The 26,075-nt window shown below is 65.2% G+C and carries 22 protein-coding genes; 13 read left to right on the top strand and 9 right to left on the bottom strand.

Going from position 1 to position 26,075, the window contains the following annotated elements; all coding sequences use genetic code 11:
* Positions 1-41 precede the first annotated feature (41 nt).
* The 8 genes from HF690_RS05715 (at position 42) to HF690_RS05680 (ending at position 9,522) form a co-directional block, all read left to right on the top strand.
* Complete coding sequence (locus tag HF690_RS05715; RefSeq protein ID WP_168608770.1) at positions 42-1,919, top strand: DEAD/DEAH box helicase; 1,878 nt, start codon at positions 42-44, stop codon at positions 1,917-1,919.
* A gap of 152 nt (positions 1,920-2,071) precedes the next feature.
* Positions 2,072-3,016, top strand: a complete 945-nt coding sequence (gene mltB / locus HF690_RS05710) for a lytic murein transglycosylase B (protein ID WP_240151600.1) — start codon at positions 2,072-2,074, stop codon at positions 3,014-3,016.
* Entirely contained in the window at positions 3,013-3,930 is a 918-nt protein-coding gene (locus tag HF690_RS05705) for a septal ring lytic transglycosylase RlpA family protein (RefSeq protein WP_240601736.1), read from the top strand. Before mltB ends, HF690_RS05705 begins: the two co-directional genes overlap by 4 nt.
* Positions 3,931-4,055: 125 nt before the next feature.
* Positions 4,056-5,300, top strand: coding sequence for a D-alanyl-D-alanine carboxypeptidase family protein (locus HF690_RS05700; RefSeq protein ID WP_113064235.1), 1,245 nt, complete (start codon positions 4,056-4,058; stop codon positions 5,298-5,300).
* Positions 5,300-5,590 carry a YbeD family protein gene (locus tag HF690_RS05695; RefSeq protein ID WP_113064236.1) on the top strand — a complete coding sequence of 97 codons (291 nt, stop codon included), beginning with the start codon at positions 5,300-5,302 and terminating at the stop codon, positions 5,588-5,590. The genes HF690_RS05700 and HF690_RS05695 overlap by 1 nt, the downstream gene beginning before the upstream one ends.
* Before the next feature lie 48 nt (positions 5,591-5,638).
* Positions 5,639-6,352: a lipoyl(octanoyl) transferase LipB gene (gene lipB, locus HF690_RS05690; RefSeq protein WP_113064237.1), complete on the top strand. Its 714-nt coding sequence runs from the start codon at positions 5,639-5,641 to the stop codon at positions 6,350-6,352.
* An 8-nt stretch (positions 6,353-6,360) separates the two neighbouring features.
* A complete protein-coding gene (lipA, locus tag HF690_RS05685) occupies positions 6,361-7,350 on the top strand; it encodes a lipoyl synthase (protein ID WP_168608768.1) in 990 nt (329 codons plus the stop codon).
* A complete protein-coding gene (locus HF690_RS05680; protein ID WP_168608767.1) occupies positions 7,351-9,522 on the top strand; it encodes a carboxy terminal-processing peptidase in 2,172 nt (723 codons plus the stop codon).
* 77 nt (positions 9,523-9,599) lie between these two features.
* On the opposite strand, the gene HF690_RS05675 is transcribed toward HF690_RS05680, so the two are convergent.
* Positions 9,600-10,073: a DUF1203 domain-containing protein gene (locus HF690_RS05675; RefSeq protein WP_168608766.1), complete on the bottom strand. Its 474-nt coding sequence runs from the start codon at positions 10,071-10,073 to the stop codon at positions 9,600-9,602.
* Positions 10,074-10,261: 188 nt separating this feature from the next.
* Here HF690_RS05675 and HF690_RS05670 point away from each other — a divergent pair, with 188 nt between their 5' ends.
* Complete coding sequence (locus HF690_RS05670; protein WP_168608765.1) at positions 10,262-11,527, top strand: GGDEF domain-containing protein; 1,266 nt, start codon at positions 10,262-10,264, stop codon at positions 11,525-11,527.
* Between the two features lie 8 nt (positions 11,528-11,535).
* Entirely contained in the window at positions 11,536-12,795 is a 1,260-nt protein-coding gene (locus HF690_RS05665; RefSeq protein WP_168608764.1) for an MFS transporter, read from the top strand.
* 18 nt (positions 12,796-12,813) lie between these two features.
* Here HF690_RS05665 and HF690_RS05660 read toward each other — a convergent pair whose 3' ends face one another.
* The 8 genes from HF690_RS05660 to HF690_RS05620 form a co-directional block, all read right to left on the bottom strand.
* Positions 12,814-14,028, bottom strand: coding sequence for an MFS transporter (locus tag HF690_RS05660; RefSeq protein WP_168608763.1), 1,215 nt, complete (start codon positions 14,026-14,028; stop codon positions 12,814-12,816).
* A gap of 96 nt (positions 14,029-14,124) precedes the next feature.
* Positions 14,125-14,676 (bottom strand): DUF2726 domain-containing protein, encoded by a 552-nt coding sequence (locus HF690_RS05655; RefSeq protein ID WP_168608762.1) that lies wholly within the window; start codon positions 14,674-14,676, stop codon positions 14,125-14,127.
* Between the two features lie 56 nt (positions 14,677-14,732).
* Positions 14,733-14,987 carry a DUF2164 domain-containing protein gene (locus tag HF690_RS05650; protein WP_113064250.1) on the bottom strand — a complete coding sequence of 85 codons (255 nt, stop codon included), beginning with the start codon at positions 14,985-14,987 and terminating at the stop codon, positions 14,733-14,735.
* Between the two features lie 270 nt (positions 14,988-15,257).
* Positions 15,258-16,133 (bottom strand): lysozyme inhibitor LprI family protein, encoded by an 876-nt coding sequence (locus tag HF690_RS05640; RefSeq protein ID WP_168608761.1) that lies wholly within the window; start codon positions 16,131-16,133, stop codon positions 15,258-15,260.
* A gap of 118 nt (positions 16,134-16,251) precedes the next feature.
* Positions 16,252-17,664 (bottom strand): leucyl aminopeptidase family protein, encoded by a 1,413-nt coding sequence (locus HF690_RS05635; RefSeq protein WP_168608760.1) that lies wholly within the window; start codon positions 17,662-17,664, stop codon positions 16,252-16,254.
* Between the two features lie 141 nt (positions 17,665-17,805).
* Entirely contained in the window at positions 17,806-18,906 is a 1,101-nt protein-coding gene (locus tag HF690_RS05630; RefSeq protein WP_168608759.1) for a substrate-binding domain-containing protein, read from the bottom strand.
* Between the two features lie 112 nt (positions 18,907-19,018).
* Positions 19,019-20,410, bottom strand: a complete 1,392-nt coding sequence (locus HF690_RS05625; protein ID WP_168608758.1) for a DegQ family serine endoprotease — start codon at positions 20,408-20,410, stop codon at positions 19,019-19,021.
* A 245-nt stretch (positions 20,411-20,655) separates the two neighbouring features.
* Complete coding sequence (locus HF690_RS05620) at positions 20,656-20,841, bottom strand: hypothetical protein (RefSeq protein ID WP_168608757.1); 186 nt, start codon at positions 20,839-20,841, stop codon at positions 20,656-20,658.
* A gap of 36 nt (positions 20,842-20,877) precedes the next feature.
* On the opposite strand from HF690_RS05620, the gene HF690_RS05615 reads away from it, so the two are divergent.
* From HF690_RS05615 to HF690_RS05605, 3 genes are all read left to right on the top strand, one after another.
* Positions 20,878-23,025 carry an adenosylcobalamin-dependent ribonucleoside-diphosphate reductase gene (locus HF690_RS05615; RefSeq protein ID WP_168608756.1) on the top strand — a complete coding sequence of 716 codons (2,148 nt, stop codon included), beginning with the start codon at positions 20,878-20,880 and terminating at the stop codon, positions 23,023-23,025.
* 314 nt (positions 23,026-23,339) lie between these two features.
* Positions 23,340-24,068 (top strand): TSCPD domain-containing protein, encoded by a 729-nt coding sequence (locus HF690_RS05610; protein ID WP_168608755.1) that lies wholly within the window; start codon positions 23,340-23,342, stop codon positions 24,066-24,068.
* A gap of 139 nt (positions 24,069-24,207) precedes the next feature.
* Positions 24,208-26,031, top strand: coding sequence for an ATP-dependent nuclease (locus HF690_RS05605; RefSeq protein ID WP_168608754.1), 1,824 nt, complete (start codon positions 24,208-24,210; stop codon positions 26,029-26,031).
* The last annotated feature ends 44 nt before the right edge of the window (positions 26,032-26,075 follow it).

Genomic DNA, 26,075 nt, shown 5'->3' with positions numbered 1-26,075 from the left:
CGCGCGCGGCGGTTCGCCGCGCGTTACCCCCCGAGGTTCCCATGACATCCCCCGCTTCCGATTCCGCTCCCGTCGCCAAGGACGGGCCGAGCTTCGCCGCGCTTGCGCTGGCGCCCGCCGTGCAGCAGGTGCTGGCCGACGTCGGCTACGAGTCTCCGTCGCCGATCCAGGCCGCGACCATTCCGCCGCTGCTCGAGGGGCGCGACGTGCTCGGTCAGGCGCAGACCGGCACCGGCAAGACCGCTGCCTTCGCGTTGCCGATTCTGTCGCGGCTCGACGCCACGCCCGGCAAGCCGCAGGCGCTGGTGCTGGCGCCGACACGCGAGCTGGCGATCCAGGTTGCCGAAGCCTTCCAGCGCTACGCCGCGCACATCCCCGGTTTCCGCGTGCTGCCGATCTACGGCGGGCAGGGCTACGGCCCACAGCTGCAGGGGCTGCGTCGCGGCGTGCACGTCGTGGTCGGTACGCCGGGGCGCGTGGTCGATCACCTGAAGAAGAAGACGCTGGACCTGTCCGCGCTGCGCTTCCTGGTGCTCGACGAAGCCGACGAGATGCTGAAGATGGGCTTCGCCGAAGACGTCGAGGCGGTGCTCACGGCGACGCCGAAGAGTCGTCAGGTCGCGCTGTTCTCGGCCACCATGCCGGCGCCGATCAAGCGCATCGCGCAGACGCATCTGAGCGATCCGGTCGAGGTGGCGATTGCCGCCAAGACCACTACCGCCACCAACATCCGCCAGCGCTACTGGTGGGTCAGTGGCGTGCACAAGCTCGACGCGCTGACGCGCATTCTGGAAGCCGAGCCGTTCGACGCGATGATCGTGTTCGCGCGTACCAAGCAGGCCACCGAGGAACTCGCGACCAAGCTGCAGGCGCGCGGATTCGCTGCGGCCGCCATCAACGGCGACATCGCCCAGCCGCAACGCGAGCGCGTCATCGGTCAGCTCAAGGACGGTCAACTCGACATCCTCGTCGCCACCGACGTCGCCGCACGCGGCCTCGATGTCGAGCGCATCAGCCACGTGCTGAACTACGACATTCCCTACGACACCGAATCCTACGTGCACCGCATCGGCCGCACCGGCCGCGCCGGACGCAGCGGCGAGGCGGTGCTGTTCGTGACGCCGCGCGAGAAGGGCATGCTGCGCGCTATCGAGCGCGCCACGCGGCAGCCGATCGAGCAGATGCATCTGCCCGGCGTGGACGTCGTCAACGACCGCCGCGTCACGCGCTTCATGGAGCGCATCGACGCGGCGCTGGAGCACGACGACCTGCAGCCGTTCCGCGATCTGGTCGCGCGCTACGAGAGTGAGCGCGGTCTGTCGGCCGAGGACATCGCGGTGGCTCTGGCGCGCATGGCGCACGGCGACAAGCCGCTGCTGCTCAAGGAGAGCCTGATCGAGCGCGCGCCGCGCAAGGCCGGCGCCGACGACCGCGGCGCACCCGGCCGGCACAAGAGCGGCAAGCACGACAAGTTCGGCAAGCGCAGCGAGCGCAGGCACGTCACCGAGAGCGGCAAGCGCACCTACCGCGTGGAAGTCGGCCACGTCCACGGCATCAAGCCGGGGAATGTCATCGGCGCGATCGCCAACGAAGCGGGGTTGGACAGCCAGTACATCGGCCGTTTGACCATCCAGGGCGATCACAGCCTGATCGACCTGCCGCCGGAGATGCCCAAGGAAATCCTTGCGCATCTGAAGAAGGTGCGGGTGGCCGGGCGCATGCTGCAGATCTCCGCGCAGGAAGCGTTTGCGGATGGCGCTGGCTCCGACTTTCGCGCACCGGGCAAACCCAAGCACAAGTCGAAGCCTTCAGTGAAAGGGGCAGGCAAGGCGAAGGCAAAGAAAAAGAAAGCCAAGGATGCCGGCAAGCCGCGCGGCAAGGCCGCGTCCTCGGCCAAACGCGGCAAGCACGGCGATTGATCCTCCGGCCGAGGTTCACAAACTGCTAGAAAAACGCGCGCAAACTGCTACGCTGTCAACACTTTTTCATGTATGCCCGCGTTCGACCCATGCCCATGTCCCGCTGTCTGGTTGCCGTTTTAGCCGTCTGCGCCTTCGTGGCGCCCTGGACCATGGCCCACGCCGAAACGCATCCGGGCGAAGCGGCCCTGGTGCGCGAAGTGGCCGCCGATACGGGCAAGGACCCGGCCAAGCTCACCGCCCTGCTTGACGGGGCGCAGAAGCAGCAGAGCATCCTGGATGCGATCAGCCGTCCGGCCGAGTCCAAGCCGTGGAAGGACTACCGACCCATCTTCGTGACGCCGGAGCGCATCCAGGACGGCATCGCCTTCTATCGCGCACACCGCGCGCTGATCGACGCCACAGCGAAGAAGTACGACGTGGCGCCGCAGTACCTGATTGCCATCCTCGGCGTCGAGACCCGCTATGGCCATATCACCGGCAAGTACAAGGTGCTCGATGCGCTGGTCACGCTGGCGTTCTACTACCCGCCGCGCGCCAAGTTCTTCCGCAAGGAACTGAAGACGCTGCTGGAGCTTCCCGACAGCAAGCTGGCCGGTCCGCTGGACACGCTGACCGGTTCCTACGCCGGCGCACAGGGCTGGGGACAGTTCATGCCGTCGTCGATCAAGGCCTATGCCGTCGATGCCGATCACGATGGGCACATCGATTTGCATGATTCGCTGCCGGATATCCTGGCCAGCGTCGCCAACTACTTCCACCAGCACGGCTGGAAGCCCGGCGGCGAAGTCGCCGCGCAGGCGCAGGCGCAGCCCGACGCCAGCGTGCTGAAGTACCGGGCCAAGCCGCCCCGGCGGACCCTGGAGCAGTACGAAGCGCTGGGCTACGCGCCCCTGCAGCGCATGAAGCCGGACACGGCGGCCAACCTGCTCACCCTGCAGAGCGAGCACGGTCCCCAGCACTGGTTCACGTTCCAGAACTTCTACGTGATCACGCGCTACAACCGCAGCCCGTTGTATGCCATGGCGGTGCGGCAAATCGCCGACGCCATCGCCCACGGTGTCGACGACCCGGCGGCCGTCGAGGCCGCGCCGTGAGGCGCGGAGCACTTCTTCCGCCCCTGCTGATATTGCTGATGCTCGCCGGTTGCGCGGGCCATCGCCCGCGGCCGATTGCACCTCCGGCTTCCGCGGAGGGCAAGCCGACGACCGCCAATCCGACCGTGGTCGCGACCGGCCCGGTGGACGACACCAGCCTGCCGCAGGACAGTCGCTACGGTCGCACCCGCGACGGCGGTCCGGTCAAGCCGCCGTCCTATATCGCCACGCTTTCCGAACCGGTACCGGTGCCTGAGCCGCGATCGCGCTACGGCAACAAGTCGCCCTATGTCGTGCGCGGCAAGACCTATCGCGTGCTCAAGAGCGCCAAGGGTTACGACCAGCGTGGCATCGCCAGCTGGTACGGCAGCAAGTTCCACGGCTACATGACGTCCAACTTCGAGAAGTACGACATGTACAAGTTCAGCGCCGCCAGCAAGGTGCTGCCGCTGCCGACCTGGGCGCGTGTGACCAATCTGGAGAACGGCAAGAGCGTGATCGTGCGCGTCAACGATCGTGGTCCGTTCGTCAGCAACCGCATCATCGATCTCAGCTACGCCGCCGCCGTGCGCATCGGCATCTGGCCGAAGGGCACCGGCCTGGTCGAAGTGCAGGCGATCGATCCCGAACATCCGCAGGAACTGCCGAAGCCGCACGCGGTCGAAAGCGCCGGCGCGCACCCCGGCATCTGGCTCCAAGTCGGTGCGTTCGGCGATCCCGAAAATGCCGAGCGCGTGGCCAGCCGACTGCGTGCCGCCGGCCTCGGGCCGGTGCAGATCACTCGCCTTGACGTGCAGGGACGCGACGTGCGACGGGTTCGGCTGGGGCCGCTGAAAAGCGTGTCCGCGGCCGACCGTCTGAGCCGCCGGGTGACCGCCTTGGGTCTGCCGACGCCCCAAGTGGCGGTAGACTAGGCGGTTGTGGCGAGCTGCGCGCCACGAACGGGCCGCTTGCGTGCCCGTTCACGGCCATCGTTTTACCGTATACCTGTATTGCACGCGCCCCCGGCGCTGGACCCATCACCGATCGGATCGCACCCATGACGTTTTTCCGCTGCCGCACCACTGTTCTGGCCACCCTCGCGATTGTCGCCGCCGCTCTGGTCGGCGGTGCATTCGCCCAGCAGGCGCCGCCCGCGCCCACGGTGCCCCGACCCGTGGTGCCTGCCGCGCCGGTGCCGCCGCCGCCGGACATCGACGCCAAGTCCTGGGTACTGATGGACTACGCCACGGGCCGCATCCTCGCCAGCAAGGACCCGAACAAGCGCGTCATCCCGGCCTCGATCACCAAGATCATGACCGACTACGTGGTCTCGGCCGAGATCGCCGCCGGCAAGGTCCACATGAACGACAAGGTGTTCATTTCCAAGCACGCCTGGCAGGCGGGTGGCGCGGGCACCGACGGTTCGACCAGCTTCCTCAAGGTCAACTCCGAAGTGCCGCTGAAGGATCTGCTGTACGGCATGATCATCCAGTCCGGCAACGACTCCGCCATTGCCCTGGCTGAGCACGTGGCCGGCAGCGAGGGCGCCTTCGCCGCGCTGATGAACGCCTACGCCAAGCAGCTGGGCATGAGCGGCACGCACTATTCCAACGCTTCCGGCTACCCGGTGCCCAACCACTACACTACGGCCCGCGACGTGGCCGTGCTGTCGCGTGCGCTGATCCACAACTTCCCCGCCGATTACGCGATCTCGGCGATCAAGGAGTTCAAGTGGAACGGCATTACCCAGCACAACCGCAACACGCTGCTGTGGCGCGACCCGTCGGTGGACGGCATCAAGACCGGCCACACCTCCGCGGCCGGCTACTGTCTGGCGGCTTCGGCCAAGCGCGGCGACCAGCGCCTGATCGCCATTGTCATGGGTGCGACCACCGAACAGGGCCGCGCCGATGACGCGCAGGCATTGCTGAACTACGGTTTCCGCTTCTTCGAGACCCACAAGGTCTACACGCCGGGCAAGGCGCTGGCGACGCCGCGTCTGTGGAAGGGCGAGGCCGACAAGTTGCCGATCGGCGTGGCCGAGCCGGTGCTGGTCACGGTCAAGCGCGGCGAGTACGACAAGCTCAAGGCGACCATGGACATTCCCGATCCGCTGATCGCCCCGTTCAAGAAGGACCAGAAGATCGGCACCCTGCGCATTACCCTGGACGGCAAGCCGGTACTGACACAGCCGCTGGTGGCCCTGCAGGATGCGCCGGAAGGCGGCTTCTTCTCGCGACTGTGGGACACGATCCTGCTGTGGTTCCATCACAGCAGCCACGACAAGAAAGACGCCAAGTGATGCGTGACGTCGAGAACATCCAGCCGGAGAACCCCGATCAGGGCTTCCAGTTTCCCGGCACCTTCACCATCACCGCCATGGGCAATGCCGAGGCGGTGCTGGAGAGCAAGGTGCCGGAGATCCTGCGCCAGCTCGGTCGCCGGGTCCACATCGATCGCATGAAGACCCGGCCGTCGAGCAAGGGCAACTACATGGCCGTGACCGTCGATTTCGATTGCGCGCGCCGTGAGGAGTACGATGAGGCCCACGCCGCGCTGCGCGCGGATCCGGATATCCGTTACACCCTCTGAGCACGTTCGCGCCTTGAATCGGCGGGCCGCGGACACCAGGAATCGAGCATGACTGCAACCGCCCCATCCCGAGCCGCGTCCGCCGAAGGCGGGCGCGAGCTGCGCATCCGCCGTCTTGGACGACAGCCCTACGAGGCCACCTGGAAGGCCATGAGCGCCTTCACCGATGCCCGCGACGGCGATACGCCCGACGAGCTGTGGGTGCTGGAACACGACCCGGTGTTCACGCTCGGGCAAGCCGGCAAATGGGAGCATGTGCTCATGCCCGGCGATATCCCCGTCGTTCCCGTCGACCGCGGCGGCCAGGTGACCTATCACGGTCCCGGCCAGATCGTGGCCTACCCGCTGATCGACCTGCGTCGGCTCGGTGTCGGCGTGCGCGAACTGGTGAATCGCATCGAGCAGGCCATCATCGACACGCTGGCGCACTGGAACATCGTCGCCGAGCGCGTCGAGGGCGCGCCCGGCGTGTACGTGGCCGGCGCCAAGGTCGCGGCGTTGGGCCTGCGCGTGCGCCGCGGCTGCACGTTCCACGGCCTGGCCTTCAACGTGAACATGGACCTGGAGCCGTTCCACCGCATCAATCCCTGTGGCTACAAGGGCTTGCAGGTGACGCAGGTGGTAGACTTGGGCGGACCCTCTGGTCTGGAAGCGGTCGAGGACGTGCTGATCGACGAGATCTGCCGTCAATTCGACTTCCGGGCCCACATTTCCGAACCGCGCATCCCTGAACTCCCGGGGCAGGGCGCGGTCTGCGTATAAGTACAGCCATGAGCGAAATTCAGTCCTCCAGCAAGAACATTCCCCTGCAGGTCGTCGACAAGCAGGTCGCCGGCGACAAGATCGCCCGCAACCGCGCCGGCTTCGACACCGACGGCCCGGTGCTGCGCAAGCCCTCGTGGATCCGTGTGCGCCTGCCGCAGGGCAATGCGGTGCAGCAGCTGAAAGCCAAGCTGCGCGAACACGATCTGGTGACGGTGTGCGAGGAAGCCTCGTGCCCGAACATCCACGAGTGCTTCTCCAAGGGCACCGCGACGTTCATGATCCTGGGCGAGGTCTGCACCCGTCGCTGCTCGTTCTGCGACGTGGCCCACGGCCGTCCGGCGCCGCCCGACGCGCTGGAGCCGGCACGTCTGGCCGAGACCATCGCCAACATGCAGCTGCGCTACGTGGTCATCACCTCGGTCGACCGCGACGACCTGCGCGACGGCGGCGCGGCGCATTTCGCCTCGTGCATCCGCGCGGTGCGCCACGCCAGCCCGAACATCCAGATCGAGATCCTGACCCCGGACTTCCGCGGCAAGGGCCGCATGGAGCGCGCGCTGGAAGCGCTCGCCGAGCACACGCCCGACGTGTTCAACCACAACCTGGAAACCGTGCCGGAGCTGTACCGCGAGGTGCGTCCGGGCGCCGACTACCAGTGGTCGCTGGACCTGCTGAAGAAGTTCAAGGCCGCGCATCCGGAAGTGCCGACCAAGTCCGGCATCATGCTGGGTCTGGGTGAGACCATGGAGCAGGTGCTGGGCACGCTGCGGGACCTGCGCGCGCACGACGTGGACATGGTCACCATCGGGCAGTACCTGCAGCCGACCGCCCACCACCATCCCGTAGTCCGCTACTGGACTCCGGACGAATTCGAATCGCTGCGCGTGGCCGGCATGGAGATGGGTTTCACCCATGTCGCGTCCGGTCCGCTGGTGCGTTCTTCCTATCATGCCGACGAGCAGGCCCATGCCGCCGGTTTTGTCGAGGTCGCCTGAATGATCAAGCGCTTTCTCCTGGCCACGCTGCTGCTCGCCCTCACCGGTGTGGCCGCGCATGCCGACGTCCCCACCAAGTCCGATTCGCTGACGCTGAAGCCGACCACGGCCGAGGCCCAGGCCGCGGCGCTGTCGGCGCGCTTCCTGACGCGCTTCCAGTACGACGCCAAGCCGCTGGACGACGCGATGTCGGAGAAGATCTTCGACACTTACCTGAAGGACCTGGATGGCGACAAACTGTATTTCACGCAGGCCGACATCAAGCACTTCGACAGCCTGCGCGACAGCCTCGACGACGCCATCTGGAATCAGGACCTGTCCGGCCCGTTCGCCATCTTCAACCTGTACGTGCAGCGCGCCACGCAGCGCCTGCAGTATGCGCGCAGCCTGCTGAAGAAGGGCTTCGACTTCAGCAAGAAGGAAAGCTACGACTTCGATCGCGACAAGGCCAAGTGGGCGCCCAACGAGCAGGCGCTCGACAGCATCTGGCGCAAGCGCGTGAAGAACGATTGGCTGCGCTTGAAGCTGGCCGGCAAGGACGACGCCGACATCCGCAAGACGCTGGACAAGCGCTACAAGAACTACATCGACCGTATCGATCAGCTCGATTCGCAGGACGCGTTCCAGACCTTCCTCAACGCGTACGCGGAGACCACCGACCCACACACCGACTATTTCGGTCCGCGCGCGGCGCAGAACTTCGACATCGCGATGAAGCTCTCGCTGGAAGGCATCGGCGCGGTGCTGCAGGCCAGCGATGAATACACCATGGTGCGCGAGGTCGTGCCGGGTGGTCCGGCGGCCAAGTCGGACAAGGTGCATGTCGGCGACCGCATCGTCGGCGTCGGCCAGGGCAAGGACGGTCCGATCCAGGACGTGATCGGCTGGCGTCTCGATGACGTCGTGTCCAAGATCCGCGGCAAGAAGAACACCACCGTGCGGCTGGAGATCATTCCCAGCAAGACCGGTCTGGACGGCAAGCACGAGATCGTGACCCTGGTGCGCAACAAGGTCACCATCCAGGAGCAGGCCGCCAAGAAGAAGATCATCCAGGTCAAGGACGATGGCGTCACCCGCCGTATCGGCGTCATCGAGTTGCCGTCGTTCTACGAGGACTTCGGCGCGCGCCGCGACGGCGATCCGAACTACAAGAGCGCTTCGCGCGACGTCGCCAAGCTGCTCAAGGAACTGAAGAAGGACAAGGTGGACGGCGTCATCGTCGACCTGCGCAACAACGGCGGCGGTTCGCTGACCGAAGCCACTGCCATGACCGGCCTGTTCATCAACAAGGGGCCGGTGGTGCAGGTGCGTTCCAGCAACGGCAGCGTCGAGGAACAGACCGACGATCAGCCGGGCATGGTCTGGAGCGGTCCGCTGGCGGTGCTGGTCAACCGCGGCACCGCGTCGGCCTCGGAAATCTTCGCGGCGGCGATCCAGGACTACGGCCGCGGCCTGGTCATCGGCGAGCCGACCTTCGGCAAGGGCACCGTGCAGAATCTGGTCAATCTGGACCGCTTCGGCGATGGCGAGAAGAAGCCGAAGTACGGCGAGCTGAAGATGACCATCGCCAAGTTCTTCCGCATCAATGGCGGCTCCACCCAGCTGCGCGGCGTGACGCCGGACATCGCCTATCCCAAGAACGGCAACGAGAAGCTGTTCGGCGAGTCGACCTACGACAACGCCCTGCCGTGGACCGACATCCAGCCGGCCAAGTACAAGCCGGTGGCCAATCTGAAAATGCTGGTGCCGATCCTCGAGCACAAGCACGCTCAGCGCATCGCCAAGCTGCCGGCGTGGAAGCTGATGCTCGACGAGCTGGCCGAGTTCCGCAAGAACCGAGACAAGACCACGGTGTCGCTGAATTACGACACGCGTCTGGCCGAGCGCAAGCATGTCGAGGCGGTGCAGAAGGCATTCCGTAAGCGGCACAAGGCTATCAACGGCGACACCTCCGATACCATGGAGGTCACGCTGGACGACGGCCTGACGCCGGGCGAGCGCAGCATCAAGGATCAGATCAAGCAGGAGAAGGAGGCCGACAAGGCCACCGACGTGATGCTCGACGAGACCGCGCACATCGTCGCCGACGAGGTGGGCCTGATCCAGGCCGACACCAAGCTGGCGGCCGAAGTGCTGCCGTATCACGGCAAGTCGGCGTCCGCTACCGACTGATCTGCGCGATACGCTGAAATCGAGAAGGGGAAGGCTTCCGGGCCTTCCCCTTTTTCATGTGCGACCGTCGTGTGTGTTCAGGAAGCACGATCGACCCGGCACGAAAAACAGCCGCGCCGGGCATTGTGCAGGTGCATGTACGCAGCGTGTGGGTGGGCGAATGCTTGCGTCATGCACGCAGCCACTTCCGGACCTTCCAGGACATGCGCGTCGATCATCCGGTGCGTGGTGTCGTACACGCGCAGCGAGATCATCCGGCGCGTGACATAGGGCGGTACCTCGCCGGGTGCCAGCACGCGCTGCTTTGCGTGACGCCGGACGAAGACGGGCCCCGAGGAACGGTAGGGCGAGGCTTCGGGAAGGTGCTCGAACGGGAGGAGCAGCAATTCGTCGCCGATGGCGGCATCCTCCAGGCTGACGCGGCACGGATAGCCCGAGTCGCTATCCGCGAACATGCGCACCATGTTTCTGCGCGCCAACTCGGCATCGGGCAGCGCGAAGAGCGGAGCGAACGGTGTGGGGTCGAGGCCGCTGAGGCGAAAAGGGGCCATGGCATGTCTCCATTGAAGTGGTGCGACAAGCATGGCGGCGATACGCGTCGTCGACGCGCCGTTTCCGGCCATGGCATCGATGCATATGCGCGCCGCACTGCTGACGGGCCGAGCTGCGGTTATCATCGGTCCGTGCGCACGGCGTAAGCGTGCGCAGTCATGACGACAACAGGAGTTCAGCACAGACGATGAGACTGGGACGTCAGTTGCGGAAATGGTCGGTTGGTCAGCGGGTGGCGATGATTGTCGCGCTGCTGCTGTTGCCGATGGCGGTGCTGAGCGCGGTCAGCATGGTCGTGCTCAACGAGCAGGAGATGGCCTTTCGCGAATCGGTCGAGGAGTCCGTGCACACGCTGCTGCCGCTGACCACCCTGGAGCATTACCTGCAGCGCGCGCTGGTCGATGAATTGCTGGCTGAATCGAATCAGTCCGCACCGGATTTTTCCGGCCTGACCGACAGCATCGACAAGAGCTTCTCCGGTTTGCGCGTCGGCGCGGACAAGCAGGATCTTCCGCTCGCCGTGATGGACGATGCGCAGCATGCCTGGATGCAGGCGCGTCCGGCCGTGCGGCGCCTTGTCGAGCTGGTGCGCACCACGCGCGGCAGCCTTCCGCAGGACGGCCTGGCGCATACGCGCGAGGAGCTGGAGCGCGCCATTCACGACGTATCCACGGCACGCCAGCACTTGTCGTTCGTGATCGAAGCACGGTACACGCGCGCCGCGGCGCAGCGCCACCGCCAGTTGTGGTGGCTGGTCTGGGGTTGGGTGCTGACGCTGACGGCAGCGATCGCGCTGGCCGGCGCCTTCCTGTATTCGCTGTTGCGCCCGATACGGCAGCTGGTCGGCGCGTCGCGCGAGATCGGTGCCGGTCGAACCGGCGTGCGCGTGCCGGTGGAGGGACAGGACGAGCTGGCCGCACTGGCCACCTGTTTCAACGAGATGGCGGAGAATTGGGAAGTCACGCGGCAATCCCTGGTCACCGAGGCCGCGGAGGATCCGCTGACCGGCGCGCTCAATCGGCGTGCGGTGCTGGCGCTGCTGGAGACCGAGCTGGAATCCTGTCTGCGTACGCAGCAGCCGTTGAGTCTGTTCGTGCTCGACCTGGATCACTTCAAGGCCATCAACGACCGCTTCGGCCATACTGCCGGCGATCGCGCACTGCGTTGGGTCGTGGAAAAGGTGCGGGGGCTGCTGCGCGAAGGCGATCATCTGGGCCGCTACGGCGGTGACGAATTCATCGCGCTGCTGCCGCGCACCGGCAAGAAACAGGCCGAGGTGATCGCGCGTCGCATCGTGCAGGCCGTTCACGACGTGGCCGCGCGTGAGCCTTCCTATCCCGGCGTCAGCGCCGGCGTTGCGGCCGCGCCGGAAGACGGTCGCGATGCGACGACGCTGATCGAAGTCGCAGACGCGGCGCTCTACACCCATAAAGCGCGTCATCGCGCACGTTAGGATTCCGCATGACTATGTCCCGCTCGTGGTCGCCCGCCACGGCTGCCTGGATCGCATTCGCGATCGCCGCATTGTTCTTTCTTTTCGAATTCGTGGTGCGCATCGAACCCAGTCTGGCCACGGATGCAATCGAGCGCTTCTACGGTCTTTCGGATGCAGGTTTCGGCACCGTGGCGAGTCTGTTCTTCTGGATCTACGCGCCGATGCAGATCGTGGTGGGATTGCTGCTGGACCGTTATGGCGCACGTCGTTTCGTGCTGCTGGGCAGCGCGCTCTGCGCGAGCGGCGTGCTGATGTTCGCGCTGACTGCGCAGCCGTGGATCGGTGGCGCGGGCCGCGTGCTGATGGGTTTCGGCGCGTCGTTCGCCTTCGTCTCGGCGCTGTGGCTGGTCAACCACTGGTTCGCGCCGGAACGCTTCGCACTGCTGTCGGGCAGCGTCAACGCGATCGGCATGCTGGGCACGGCGATCGGCGGTGTTGCCCTGTCGGGGCTGATCGATCACGTGGGCTGGCGCGCGGTGTTCATTGCCACTGCATGCGGCGGCTTCGTGATCTGTCTGCTGGCCGCACTGTTCCTGCGCGAACCAGCGTCGCCGGCATCCGGGCCGAAGGCGTCCGGTGCGGCCGCCCATGTGCGCGACAGCCTGCGGGCCGTGTTCGGCGACGCGCGGACCTGGGGCATCGCCGTGGTCGGACTGCTGTACTACATGCCGGTGAACGTCTACGGCGGGCTGTGGGGCGTGACCGAACTGGTCCGCGACCGCGGACTGACCCCGGTGCGAGCCGAGACTGTGGTGTCGACGATCTTCTGGGGCATCGCCTGCGGCAGCGTCGCAGGTGGCTGGCTCTCCGACCGGCTCGGCCATCGCAAGTATCTGGTGTTCGCCGGGGCGGTGCTGACCGGCGCGGCCTATGCCGGAGCGCTCTATCTGCCTGCGCTGACCGAGTGGCAACTGGGCGCGCTGCTGTTCGCGGGCGGTTTCTTCGGTGGCCTGCAGATGCTGACCTTCGTGATGGCCAAGGAGGGGCAGGACAACCGCCGCGTCGGCACCGTGGTCGCCTTCGTCAACATGATCGGCATCGGTGGCGCGCTGATTTTCCAGCCGCTGGTCGGTGATCTGGAGAGCCTGGCCGGTGGTGACCTGCGGGTGGCGCTGCTGACGGTCCCGGCATGTGTCGTGCTGGCCGCGGTGATCGTGCTGTTCGTGCCCGAATACCGCCACCCAGCGCACCAGCCGGGCGCGCCGCGTCCGGCGCGGCACGGGTGACGCGTTCCGCCCGCTTCGTCAGCGCGGTCGGCGTTCGGTCAGGAAATACAGCAGCGACAATCCGGGCAGGATCAGACCGGCGGCAAGGGTAAGCGGCCAGCCGCCATGCGCATAGGCCCAGCCGCCCAGTGCCGATCCAACCGCGCCGCCGACGAAGAAAGTAGCCATGAACAGGCCGTTGAGGCGTCCGCGCTCCGCCGCGCCGAGGCTGTAGATGGCGCGCTGGCCCAGCACCAGGTTCGCGGTCACGCTGAAATCGAGAAGCACGCCGGCCGCGGCCAGCGTCACCAAGCGCAGATCGCCGGCGACATGGCCGACGTAGGACAGCGCCAGCGCCAGCATGGCGCCGAGGATGGCCAGTGCCGTGGCGCCATGGCTCCAGCCACGGTCGGCGATGCGCCCGGCGATGGGCGCGGAGATCGCCCCGGCGACGCCGACTAGCGCGAACACGGCGATGCCGTTCTGCGACAGTCCGAACGTGTCCGCCAGCTGCAGGGGCACGGCGGTCCAGAACAGGCTGAATGCGCCGAACAGGCCCGCGTGGTACAGCGCGCGCCGGCGCAACACCGGCGTGTCGCGCATCAGACCCGGCAGCGAGGCCAGCAACGCCGCGTAGCTCATCGTCTGTTCGTGCGCGTGACGCGGTGGCATGCGCCACCGCAGTAGCGCGGCCAGCGCCGCCATCAGCGCTGTGGCCAGGAAGAACACGGCGCGCCAGCCGAACGCGTCGGTGAGAAAGCTCGCCAGCGGGCGCGCGAACATGATGCCCAGCATGATGCCGCTGACCACATTGCCGACGACCTGCCCGCGCCGCTGCTCCGGAGCGAGATGCGCGGCGTAGGGCACCAGCACCTGAGCGCCGACCGCGCAGATGCCGATCAGCATCGCGGCAATCAGATAGGTGTCCGGTCCCTGCGCGAAGGCAGCGGCGAGCGAGGCCAGCGCGCACAGCAGTACCAGGCCGACGACCAGGCGGCGGTTCTCCAGCCGGTCGCCGAGCGGCACGATGAACAGCAGGCCGATGCCGTAGCCGGCCTGGGTCAGGGTCACGATCAGGCCGGCGGCCTCGGCAGACAGTCCCAAGGCGCGATGGATCGGACCGACCAGCGGCTGCGCGTAGTACAGGTTCGCCACCAGCAGACCGCAGGCGGCAGCGAGCAGTACGGTCAGGCCGGCGGAAATGCCTCCGGCCGCGTCGTCCGGCGACGCGGAGGAAGTCGAGGATAGGGTCATGCAGCGATTCCGAGGCGAGAGGGCAGTGCGGGATTTCTGCGTCCCATTATCGCGCAAGGACGGTGGGGCGATGCTAACTGGACCGGACCTGTCTTTTCAGGGGGCGAGCGGCGATACGGGGTGAGGCGCATCCTTCGATGTCACCGTCGATGCGGGCGTGATGCAGGAACGGAAGCGCTCGCGCAATTCCGGCAGTGCATAGCCGTGCCGCGCCGGAACGTTCAGCAGCGGAAGCTCGATCACGTCGCATACATCCGCGACCAATCGGTCGCGCCGGCGCGCACGCGCACGGTTGTGCGAGGCGTCATCGAGTTCCACCGCGCAGACGACCGAGAGATCGTCCGCGCGGCACACCACGTAATCGAAATGCTTGAAGGCGATCCGGTTCAGGGCGGCCTGCCGAGCCGATGCGCTCAGGCCGCTGCGCACCGCGGCGATGTCCGCGATGCGCACTTTGCCGAACACGCGGTAATCCCTGCCGACGGCGGCATCGAGCAGGCCGAGAAACGAGCGCTCCGCCGGGGAGAACAGTGTCTTGCGTGCTCGGTAGGGAAGTCCCACCGAGCCGCTCGCGACACGCTTGAAATACGTCAGCGCGATCAGTGCGATCAGCACGATGGCAACAAGCAGGATCGGGGACGTCAACATGGCTTGGTCACTCCTTTGGCCGCGCCGTCGTGTTCCCAAGCGGGAAGATCGTGCGGCTATTTCCTGAATTCGGTCGGTCGTTCCAGTTGTCCGATCGCGTCCTGCACATCGTCGAGGCGCGCCGACAGGGCCGTCTGCGCATCGTACAGGCCGCGATTGTAGAAGTAGGCGCCGATGTCCTCGGCGAAGAAGTCGAGCAGGAACTCGGCATCGAACTGCCCGATCTCCTGATCCAGTTCCTCGGAGAAATAGCGCTTGATGCGACCAATGATTCGGTCCTTTTCTTCGCGTGAAAACGTGATCGGACTCATGGCGTTTCGTGACGGGCGATGGCTTTGCGGTCGAGTGTACGCGGTCAGGACGGTGTGCCGTCCGGAATATCGGGTTCGACCAGGTGCCAGCAGCGTCAGCGATTCCTGCCCGCCCAGATAGCCGGTCTCGACTGGGATCGCGTCGGGCCGCCCCTCCTGGACGATATTCAGTTCCGTGCCCAGAGGCTTGCCGGTGGCGCGCGGTCGATGCAGTGCAGACGGACGGTTCTGGTCATGGCGGGTTCCTTGTGGCCGTTGCGCGCGGTCGATTCAGCGTGGCGGGACGATCTCGCAGTGCATCGGCGCAGCGCCGTGGCCCCAGACCAGGGTCATGCGGCCATCGCGCAGGACGATGCGTTCGTTGCGTCCCCGGTAGATCTCGGGAGACTCGGCGAACATCAGCGATGTCTGGTCGCCACGTTCGGCGATCAGCGTGCGCGGCCGCGTCTCGAAGAACGTCACCACGACATTGTTGGCGCGCTGGCCATCGCAGGCGTAGGTCTGCGGTCCCTTGGACGGCACCAGTCGATAGCGCGCTTCCAGCTCGGCGATGCGCTGCAGGTAGGCGCTGCGCACGCAGCTGGGTCGGTCGTCGCTCTTCCAGCAGTCGTCGCGGCCCTTGATCCAGCCGCGTTGCTCGGCGCGCAGCTGCGCCTGCATGCGCGCATCGACCTTGTTCGAGGCGGCGGTGTAGAGGAAGGTCAGCTTGCGGTCCAGATCGGACAGCGCCGGTTCCCGGCAGATCAGCGCCTCGATGCTGCCCGGCTGCACCTTGGCGCAATCGAAGGAGGGGCCGTTCGACACGTGCTTCGCGTCTTTCGTGGTGGCGATCTTGGGGGTGGCGATGCGCTGGCGCACGCGGGCGTCGATGGCTTGGCACCAGGCTTTGCTGCCGCGCGCGGGCAGGTTGGCATTGCCGCGCAGTCCGAGTCGGAATTCCAGCGCCGATTGCCACTCCGGCGACCCCACGTCCGGGCCGTGCTGCTGCGCATCGCGGGTGGACACATTGCGGTCGACCCAGTGATACCAGGCCGGTGTGCAGACCTGCGGCGGTGAGGGCACGGTGGCGTGCGCATCGGCGCGTGCGCCGGAGGCGAATGTCGGTGCGGTGAGCAGAACCAGCAGCAACGGCAGCAACCGGATCATCGGAGCCTCTGCCATGACGGGAGAAGCTGACAGTATCCCCGCCCTCGCACCGTGCGCAAGCGCGTGCCGCATGTCACGCGGACGCCGATGGTACGACGTCCGCATGCGCAGTGCGGCGTCAGTCCTTGCGCTTGCGCGGTTTGCTGGCGCGGTGGGCCTTGCTGTAACGCTTCTGCAGGAAGGCGAAGAAGGCGCGCAGGCTCTGCGCCTCGCCGCCGCGCGGGCGGCCCGGGCGATGGCTGTCGTTCCAGGCATAGACGTCGACGTGCATCCAGGGCGTGGCCTCGGGCACGAAGCGCTCCAGGTACAGCGCGGCGGTGATCGCGCCGGCGTGACGCGAGGCGCCGGAATTGGCGAAGTCGGCCAGATACGAACTCAGCATGCTGTGGTACGGCCGCCACAGCGGCAGTCGCCACATCGGGTCGTGGGTGGCCTCGGCGGCTTCCAGCACACCCGACGCCAGCGGCTCGCGATTGGTGAACAGCGCCGGCAGGTCCGGCCCCAGCGCCACGCGCGCGGCGCCGGTCAGGGTGGCGAAGTCGACGAGCAGGTCCGGCTCCTGTTCGCCGGCATAGGCCAGCGCGTCGCACAGGATCAGGCGGCCCTCGGCGTCGGTGTTGTCGATCTCCACCGTGTGGCCGGCGCGTGTGCGCACCACGTCGCCGGGGCGCAGGGCGTTGCCGGACACCGAGTTCTCCACGGTCGGAACCAGCAACGTCAGATGCACCGGCAGCTTGGCCGCCATCACCAGGCTGGCCAGGGCGATGGCGTGCGCCGAGCCGCCCATGTCCTTCTTCATCCAGCGCATCCCGGCGGATGGCTTCAGGTCCAGACCGCCTGTGTCGAAGCACACGCCCTTGCCGATCAGCACCAGTTTCGGGTCAGTGGCCTTGCCCCAGGTCATCTCGACCAGGCGCGGCGGACGGTGGCTGGCGCGGCCGACCGCGTGGATGGTCGGGAAATTGGCCTTCAGCAGCGCGTCGCCGACCCATTCCTTGACCCGTGCGCGATGCGTGCGCGCCATCTCCTTGATGGTCTGCGCGATCTGCTCCGGCCCCATGTCCTCGGTCGGCGTGTTGACCAGATCGCGCACCAGGCCGACAGCTTCGATCTGCGGCTTCAGCACGTTCAGATCGGCGCGCGAGACCACCAGCTGCGCCGGCACCGCGGCGCTCTTGCGGTAGCGGTCGAAGCGGTACGCGCCCAGCGCCCAGCCCAGCGCCGCGAGCTGCGGGTCCAGCGCAACGCCTTCCTCGGCCAGCCGGTAACGGCCGGCGGGCAGCTGCTGCGGCAGGCCGGCGAGGGCCGCCAGTGGCTGCTGCGGGTCGACGCCAACCAGCACGCGCGCTAGGCCGTTCTTGTCGTCGGGAATCAGCACGGCGCTGCCGCGCGAAGGCTCGAATCCGGAGGCATCCAGCCAGCGGCGCGCCGCGGCGCCCAGTCGGCGTCGGCAGGCGGCGATACTCTGGCGGTCGACGGCCTCGATCGGCGTGACGGCGCCACGGCCCCGGTATTCGATCAATCCGCTCATATGCCCAACTCCTTCTGCGTAGTGCTGTGTGCGAAGGGACAAGCATACCGTTTGCCTGCCCGTGCATGCAGCGTCAGGGCGCCGTAAACGACGACGCCCGGCGCGATGGCCGGGCGTCGAAGGGCGTACGGATCGGGGAGATCAGCCCTGCTTGTCGTTCGCCTTGCGCGTGGCGGCGGCATTGGCCGCATTGGAGCGTTTGGCCGCCTTGCGGTTTTCCGCCTCACGCGCCTGCTTGTCGAGCATGCGGTCGCGCGCGGCCCGCGTCAGCGGCGAGGTCGGCGCGATGGCCGTGCGCGAGGTGTAGGTGGCGCGCGGCGCGGCGGTCGGACCGTTGTGGATCACGCGGCCGACCGCGTCGGCGATGTTCGCCATGCGCTCGTCCTCGCCCTGGGCCAGTGACAGGCCGTCGGCATAGGGCAGCAGATGATGCTTGCGCAGGATGCGCTTGCCGGTGGCGCTGGCGGTGAAGTCGATGAAGGCCTGCGCGCTGGGGTTGTGTTCGTTGTTGCGCGTGACCAGGTACAGCGGCGTGTATAGCGGATAGCTGCCGTCGGCTACGTGCGCGGTGCTCGGACGCACGCCACTGATGGCCAGCATCTTCAGCTTGCGGTTGCCGTGCACGCCCGACAGCGTGCTGACGCCGAACCCGTCCGGGTCCAGCGCCACGGCCTTCTCCAGGCTCTTCACGTTGATGTACAGACGCGGTGCGGCGACAGGCTGGTTGCCGCGCCCGTACAGCAGGCGGCGCAGGCTGAATTCGACGCCGTCGCTGGGGCTGGCGACCGCGTAGACGTTGATCGGACGATGCGGGCCGCCGAGCTGGCTCCAGTTGCGGATCTTGCCGAAGTAGATGTCGTGCAGCTGCTTCAGGGTCAGGCCGCGCACCGGGTTGCGGTGATTGGTGATGATGACCAGCGCATCCCAGGCTACCGGCGTGAACTGCAGCGACTTCTCCTCGGCGCGGCGCGGCGCGATGCCGCGCGCGGTACCGGCGATGTCGACCTGTCCGTGGCTGAGCTGATCCAGCGCCGAGATGGTGTTGAACGGCTCCAGCGTCATGCGCGCGTGCCCGCTGCGCCGCCAGGCCGCGGCCATGTCGTCGACGAAGGCGCGCGCGGTGGTGACGTCGCCGCGCCAGGTCAGCGCATGTCCGGCCGGGGCGCGGCCGCCGTGGGCGAAGGCGCCGCCGGAGACGCAGGCCAGGGCGAAGGCGGCGATGTAGCGGAATCGGATCTTCATACGGGACAGGCAGATCATGGGAATACAGCCACGATTATGCGGTCCGTGGCTGTATCCCGCATGTCTAGCGCGTCACGTTGCGTTCATCCGCGGGCGATGGAAGTGCTTGAATTCAGCGCAGCATCACAAAACGCACCCGGTTTCCGTGGACCACCGTCAGTACCAGCCGCGAGGGATGGAATTCCTTCAGCAACTGGCGCATCTGCCGCAGCGTGGCGATGCGCTGGCGGTTGATGGCGATGATGACGTCGCCCTTCTGCAGCCCGCTGCGTGCAGCGCGGCTGCCGTCCTGCAGGGTGTCCACCCGCGCGCCGTACAGGCCCTGGTGGCGCTGGTTGCGGGTCAGCCCGCTCAGGCGCACGCCGTCCAGGCGCGGATCGATGCTGGCGCCGTCGGCGTGCGCGACCTGTTCCGGCTCGATGCGTGAGGTCACGTGCACGGTGCGGTCGTCACGCTGCAGGGTCAGGTCGACCCGGCTGCCGACCGGCAGCAGGCCCTCGCTGTTGTCCAGGTCGCGCGGGCCGCGTACCGGCTTGCCGTTGATTGCGGTCAGCACGTCGCCGACCTGCACGCCGGCCTTGTCCGCCGGCGAGCCGGGCTGCACCCGCGTCACCACCGTGCCCTGTGCGCGCTGCAGATGCAGGGCGTTGGCCATGCGGTCGTTGATCGCCTGCACCGATAGTCCCAGGCTGCCGCGACGCACCTTGCCGTACTTCAGCAGCTGCTGCATGACCTCGTGCGCGAGGTTGGCGGGAATGGCGAAGCCGATACCGGCGCTGGCGCCGGATGGCGAATAGATCATCGAATTGATGCCGATCAGCTGGCCGTTCAGGTTCACCAGCGGGCCGCCGGAATTACCCGGATTGATCGAGGCGTCGGTCTGGATGAAGTTCTGGTAGGTGTCGCCCAGCCCGCTGCGTCCCAGCGCCGAGACGATGCCCGAGGTCACGGTCTGACCGAGGCCGAACGGGTCGCCGACCGCGACCACGAAGTCGCCGACCTGGGTCTTGCCCGAGTCGGCCAGCGGCAGCTCGTGCAGGTTCCGGGCGGGAATCTTCAGCACCGCGATGTCGGTGTCCGGGTCCGCGCCGACCAGCTTGGCCTTGAAGTCGCGGCCGTCCTTCAGCGTGACGGTGATGTCGTCGGCGCCGGCGATGACGTGGTTGTTGGTCAGCACGTAGCCCTTGGCCGCGTTCACGATCACGCCCGACCCCAGACTCTGCTCGACGCGTTCGCGCGGCGGCGGGCTGCCGAAGAACTGGCGCAGCACCGGATCATTGAAGAACGGGTTGCGCTCGCGCACCAGGGTCTTCGAGGAAATGTTCACCACCGCCGGGGTCACCTGCTTGAGCATGGGCGCCAGCGACGGCACGGGCTGGCCATTCACGGCGGTCGGCAACGCCGCGCGGGCGGTCCCGGCGGGCAGCGCGCAAACCAGTGCGGCGAGCCCCAGGCAAAGGGCGAGAAACGTGGATGAGCGGCGCGCCGGTGCGGCAGCTTGCATGGTCGTCTCCTTGGTGTGTCGGTCGCGGGCGCGAAGCGCCCATGGAACATGGACTGTGGAACCCCCGCCGGAGTTTCTCAAGGCGCGGATAAAACCGTTCCGGATGTCTCCCGATTGCCGCTTTTCTTCAGCTTTCAGGCCCCTGCGCGGCTTCTCGCGCACCTCGGCCATTTGGATGCTTTACAAGCGCCCACCGCAGGGTTAGTGTTATCTCCCGCGAGCGATCACAACATCTTGTGTCCCATTCACAAGTACGCCGGATCAACGTGCAGCACGGGCTTCGGCCCCATGGGGGATGTGCGCAGTGACTTCCAGGGTTCGCCAGCGATAACAGGAATTTCCGTCGATGCGCTCGCGTCTTGCGTGCGCAGCGACACCGCTTCGTCGCCGGTTCGCACGCCGGTGGACCAGAAAAACAAGGCCAGATCCATGCAAGTAGAGACCATCGGGCGGGGGGTATCGGAACAATGAGCACGGCACGCAAGAAAGCCATGGGCACCGACATCACCGCCATCCCGCTGCAACCCGCCTCCCAGGACATCTGGGACAAGAAGTACCGCCTCAAGGCCAAGAGCGGCGAACCGGTCGATGTAGAGGTCGACGACACCTGGAAGCGCGTCGCGCGCGCCCTCGCCGATGTCGAGACCACCGACGAGCTGAAGCAGACCTGGTACGAGAAGTTCCTGTGGGCGCTGCGCCATGGCGCGATTCCGGCCGGTCGCATCACCTCCAACGCCGGCGCGCAGGAGCACAAGCCCAAGACCTCGACCATCAACTGCACCGTGTCGGGCACCATCACCGACTCCATGGACGACATCCTGGAGAAGGTGCACGAGGCCGGCCTGACCCTGAAGGCCGGCTGCGGCATCGGCTACGAGTTCTCCACGCTGCGTCCGCGCGGCGCGTACGTGTCCGGCGCCGGCGCCTACACGTCCGGCCCGCTGTCGTTCATGGATATCTACGACAAGATGTGCTTCACGGTGTCCTCTGCCGGCGGCCGCCGCGGCGCGCAGATGGGCACCTTCGACGTGCGCCATCCGGACGTGCGCGAGTTCATCCGCGCCAAGCGCGAGGATGGCCGCCTGCGCCAGTTCAACCTGTCGCTGCTGATCACCGACGGCTTCATGCAGGCCGTCGAGGCCGACGCCGACTGGCCGCTGGTGTTCCCGGTGCACATCAAGGAACAGCACGAAGTCGATCTCAACGACGAGTCGCAGGTGGTGTGGCGCGAATGGCCCACGCACGCCGACTACGTCGACCGCGAGGACGGCCTGGTCGCCTGCAAGATCTACGGCCACGTTCGCGCGCGTCATCTGTGGGACATGATCATGGTCTCGACGTACGACTACGCCGAGCCAGGCTTCATCCTCATCGACCGCGTCAACGAGATGAACAACAACTGGTGGTGCGAGCACATCCGCGCCACCAACCCCTGCGGCGAGCAGCCGCTGCCGCCGTACGGCTCGTGCCTGCTGGGCTCGGTCAACCTGACCATGTTCGTGCGCGACGCCTTCGGTCCGAAGCCGCGCTTCGACTGGGACGAGTACCGCGAGGTGGTGAAGATCTTCACCCGCATGCTCGACAACGTGGTCGAGATCAACGGCCTGCCGCTGCCGCAGCAGCGCGCCGAGATCATGAACAAGCGCCGCCACGGCATGGGCTTCCTGGGCCTGGGCAGCACGCTGACCATGCTCAAGCAGCGCTACGGCTCCAAGGAAGCGGCCGAGTTCACCGAGCGCGTCGCGCGCGAGATGGCCGTGGCCGGCTGGGAAGTCGCGCTGGAACTGGGCGAGGAGAAGGGCGTCGCGCCGGTGCTGGCCGACGAATACACCGTCACCGCCGAGATGCTGCGCAAGCGTCCGGAGATGGCGAAGGACGGCTGGACCGTCGGCGGCAAGATCCGCGGCTCCGTGCTGCACGCCAAGTACAGCCGCTACATGCAGCGCATCGCCGAGGCCGCGCCGGAACTGGTCGAGCAGCTCGCCGAGAAGGGCGCGCGCTTTACCCACCACACGTCCATCGCGCCGACCGGCACCATCAGCCTGAGCCTGGCCAACAACGTCAGCAACGGTATCGAGCCGAGCTTCGCGCACCACTACTCGCGCAACGTCATCCGCGAGGGCCGCAAGACCAAGGAGAAGGTCAACGTGTTCTCCTTCGAGCTGCTGGCCTACCGCGCGCTGATCAACGCCGACGCCATGCCGTACTCGGACGACCCCAAGGCCAAGTTGCCGGACTATTTCGTGGCTGCCGACGACATTTCGCCGACCCAGCACGTGGACATGCAGGCCGCGGCGCAGAAGTGGGTGGACTCGTCCATCTCCAAGACCGCCAACGTGCCCACCGAGTACCCGTACGAAGACTTCAAGGACATCTACGTCTACGCGTACAAGCAGGGCCTGAAGGGCTGCACCACGTTCCGCTTCAACCCGGCTGCCTTCCAGGGCGTGCTGGTCAAGGAGTCGGACCTGGAGAACACCACCTACCGCTTCGAACTGGAAGACGGCACCGTGGTGGAAGCCAAGGGCAACGAGGAAATCGAATACGACGGCGAACTGCACACCGCCGCCAACCTGTTCGATGCCCTCAAGGAAGGCTATTACGGCAAGTTCTGAGCACCCCGTCATTCCGGCGAACGCCGGAACCCAGCGCCTTGGGACCACGCAAGTGCGCGCAGTCACTGGGTCCCGGCCTTCGCCGGGATGACGACAAAAAGTTTTGGACATTCCCCAAGGGGGAAGCCGAGGCAGCGGCAAGACTGCCGACAACGAGGCGACGGGCAAGAACCCGACGCCGGGACGGCCGCCACCGGCGGCTACCGAGCCCACTGCCAGCGCGGTCGCAGCACCGGACCGCGAACACTGAGCCCGCTTCGGCATCGCGCCGGGGCGGGACCTCTTTCCGGCAGGGCGAGACAGGAACCACCGACATGACCATCAAGATCGAAAAGAAAATCAAGGGCTACCAGGTCGTCAAGCCGGACGACAAGCCCGTCGAGACCCCCAAGGCCGCCGCCAAGCCCAAGAGTGCCGGCGCCGAGGTCATCCAGATGCACGAAAGCGTGGAGCGCCCGGAGGTTCTGGTCGGCTCCACCTACAAGATCAAGTCGCCGCTGTTCGAGCACGCGCTGTACGTCACCATCAACGACATCGTGCTCAACCAGGGCACCCCGCACGAGCAGCGCCGCCCGTTCGAGATCTTCATCAACTCCAAGAACATGGACCACTTCCAGTGGATCGTGGCGCTCACCCGCATCATGTCCGCGGTGTTCCGCAAGGGCGGCGACGTCACCTTCCTGGTGGAGGAGATGAAGGCCGTGTTCGACCCGCGTGGTGGGTATTTCAAGGCGGGTGGCGTGTACATGCCGTCCATCGTCGCCGAGATCGGGTCTGTCATTGAGCAGCATCTCAAGCTGATCGGCATGATCAAGGACCCGGATATCAGCGACAGCCAGCGCGCGTTGATGGAAGAGAAGCGGGCGGCCTACGAGGCGGGGCAGAAGACGGCTGAGGATACGGATATGCCGGCTGCGGAGAGTGCCGAGGGTGGGGCGTTTCCGGCTAGTGCGAGTCTGTGCAGCAAGTGCAATACCAAGGCGCTTGTGCTGATGGATAATTGTCAGACTTGTTTGAATTGTGGGTATTCGAAGTGTGGGTGATGTGTTGAGTTTGCTCGGGTCTGTGGATAACTAGGTGAGATATTTAAAAGGGCGACTTTGGGGTCGCCCTTTTTTGTGTCCAGTAATTTGATTGTACGGCGGCTTTAAACCAATGAGAGCTCCTAGCTAGGAGGGAAGGATGACGTTCGAACTAACCGGAGTGCAGGCGGACAATCTTCGCGGATATCGATCCACCTATCTTCCTATCGATAGAGATGTGTCGGTTGTCGTGGGTCCAAATAATGCAGGAAAGACGTCCATATTACGTATCCTCGATTGGTTCCTAAATGGGGTTGACCCGTCCGTTTTTAAATCGGAATGGGAGCTTCCGACAGATGTTGCGGAGTTTATCCTTCCGGCGCGAGAAACAAAACATCGTGCTCGACGATTGACGTTAAGCATACGTGTGCTCGATGGCCGTGCGCATCGGAAGTATAAATGCTCAAAAGATGGCGTTGCTATCCTCAGGTTGAACGTGCGGTTGAGCCCTTACAGGTTAGCCTATTTGGCGCTTGGTAATCCGAGTCGAAAAGAGTCTCCTCGGAGCGACGCTAACGCAGTCGATCTGCTTACTAGGTTGCAGGAGGCGCTGAATTTCTTCTATGTGCCTAGTTTTCGTGATGTCTCATCAGTTCGCTTTAAATCAACTTTAAAAAATGCGTACCTGTCACGTTTGGTTAATAAGGTGTCGCACCATCAGCAAGGGGGTGCGCCACAAGAATATCGAAGCTTTAAGAGGCAGTTTGATTCGATTAAAAGTATGTTGGAACGATTTGTCGAGCCGTTGTGGTCTGACATGAACGGAAATCTGCCGCGGGGTCTTGCTCGTGAAGGAGCAATATCACTTAATTGCGACACAGCAGACTTGGTCGACGTGCTACTGGATAAATTTTCATTGAAGGTGTCGACGGGCAAGCACGATTCATCCCTCGTTCAACTTGATGAATTGGGGTCTGGCTTACAGTCACTGCTTGATCTTGCCGTTAATCAAAGCGGAGCGCAGCAGAGTAACAATCGAACTGTATTGGTGGTGGAAGAGCCGGAGTCATTTCTTCATCCGTCTGCTCAGCGCGTTCTCACTCGATCGCTACTTTCTAGAAATGGTGTTGACAAGGTTGTCATTACGACGCACAGCCCTACTGTTGTAGATGAGTCCGGCTTCGATCAAGTTGTGATCTGCAAAGATCATCACTTCTATTTCCCAAAAATAGACAGTGGCGCCCGTGTGGATATAAACACAGCTCTTCTTAATGGCAAGGGTTCGGAGATGCTCTTTGCGAGCTCTGTGTTACTCGTTGAAGGTGAATCGGACAGACTTTTCTTTGAATGGTTGCGAAGGCGGTTGGCGGAGCATGATGCCAGCGGTCGAATGGATAAGATGTTTGTCGTCGATGTCGGAGGCAAAGCGAGTTTTGCTCCTTGGATAAGAGTCTTGGAGTCATATGGGACGCCCTCAGATCGACCTATTTCATGGCTTGTGTTGGCCGATGGTGATGCGTCGAGCGCGGTCCGTAGGGCATTTCAGGATGCGAAATATACGCTTCCTCAACCGGTGCTGGAAAAGATTTCACCAGTGGCTGCCTCGGTAGGCGGAGAAATTGATCAATGGGTGGTGAGTATAAGGTCGCTAAATAAAACTGCCATCACTCATGGCGTGCCTTTCCTGTTAGCGCCGGTTGATCTTGAACACACGGCATTGAGCTCTGCTGGCGCGGGGACGCTGCAAGTCATTGCGGATGCGGCATCATGCCAAGATTCTCGGCTAGAGACAGTACTCAAAAAGTTAGGTTCAAAGGCTTGTGAAAGGAATGACTCGGCAATGAAGAGTCCCTGGGTGCGTGGTCTTATTGCGAAGACGCTGCCGGGGACAGAAATTTCATCGGATGTGCGTAGAATTATGAGATATTGGGGGCGTGACCTGTTGTCGTCGGACGAAATGAATAAGTTATTTAAGGCTCTATAAAACATGCGGCTAAAGGGGGGGGGTGACAATTTCAAAACTTCCGC

Origin of the sequence: Oleiagrimonas citrea (assembly GCF_012395255.1) — a bacterium.
Lineage (GTDB): Bacteria > Pseudomonadota > Gammaproteobacteria > Xanthomonadales > Rhodanobacteraceae > Oleiagrimonas > Oleiagrimonas citrea.
The sequence above is the reverse complement of the archived record's forward strand: the minus strand, read 5'-3'. Positions and strand labels throughout refer to the sequence as shown.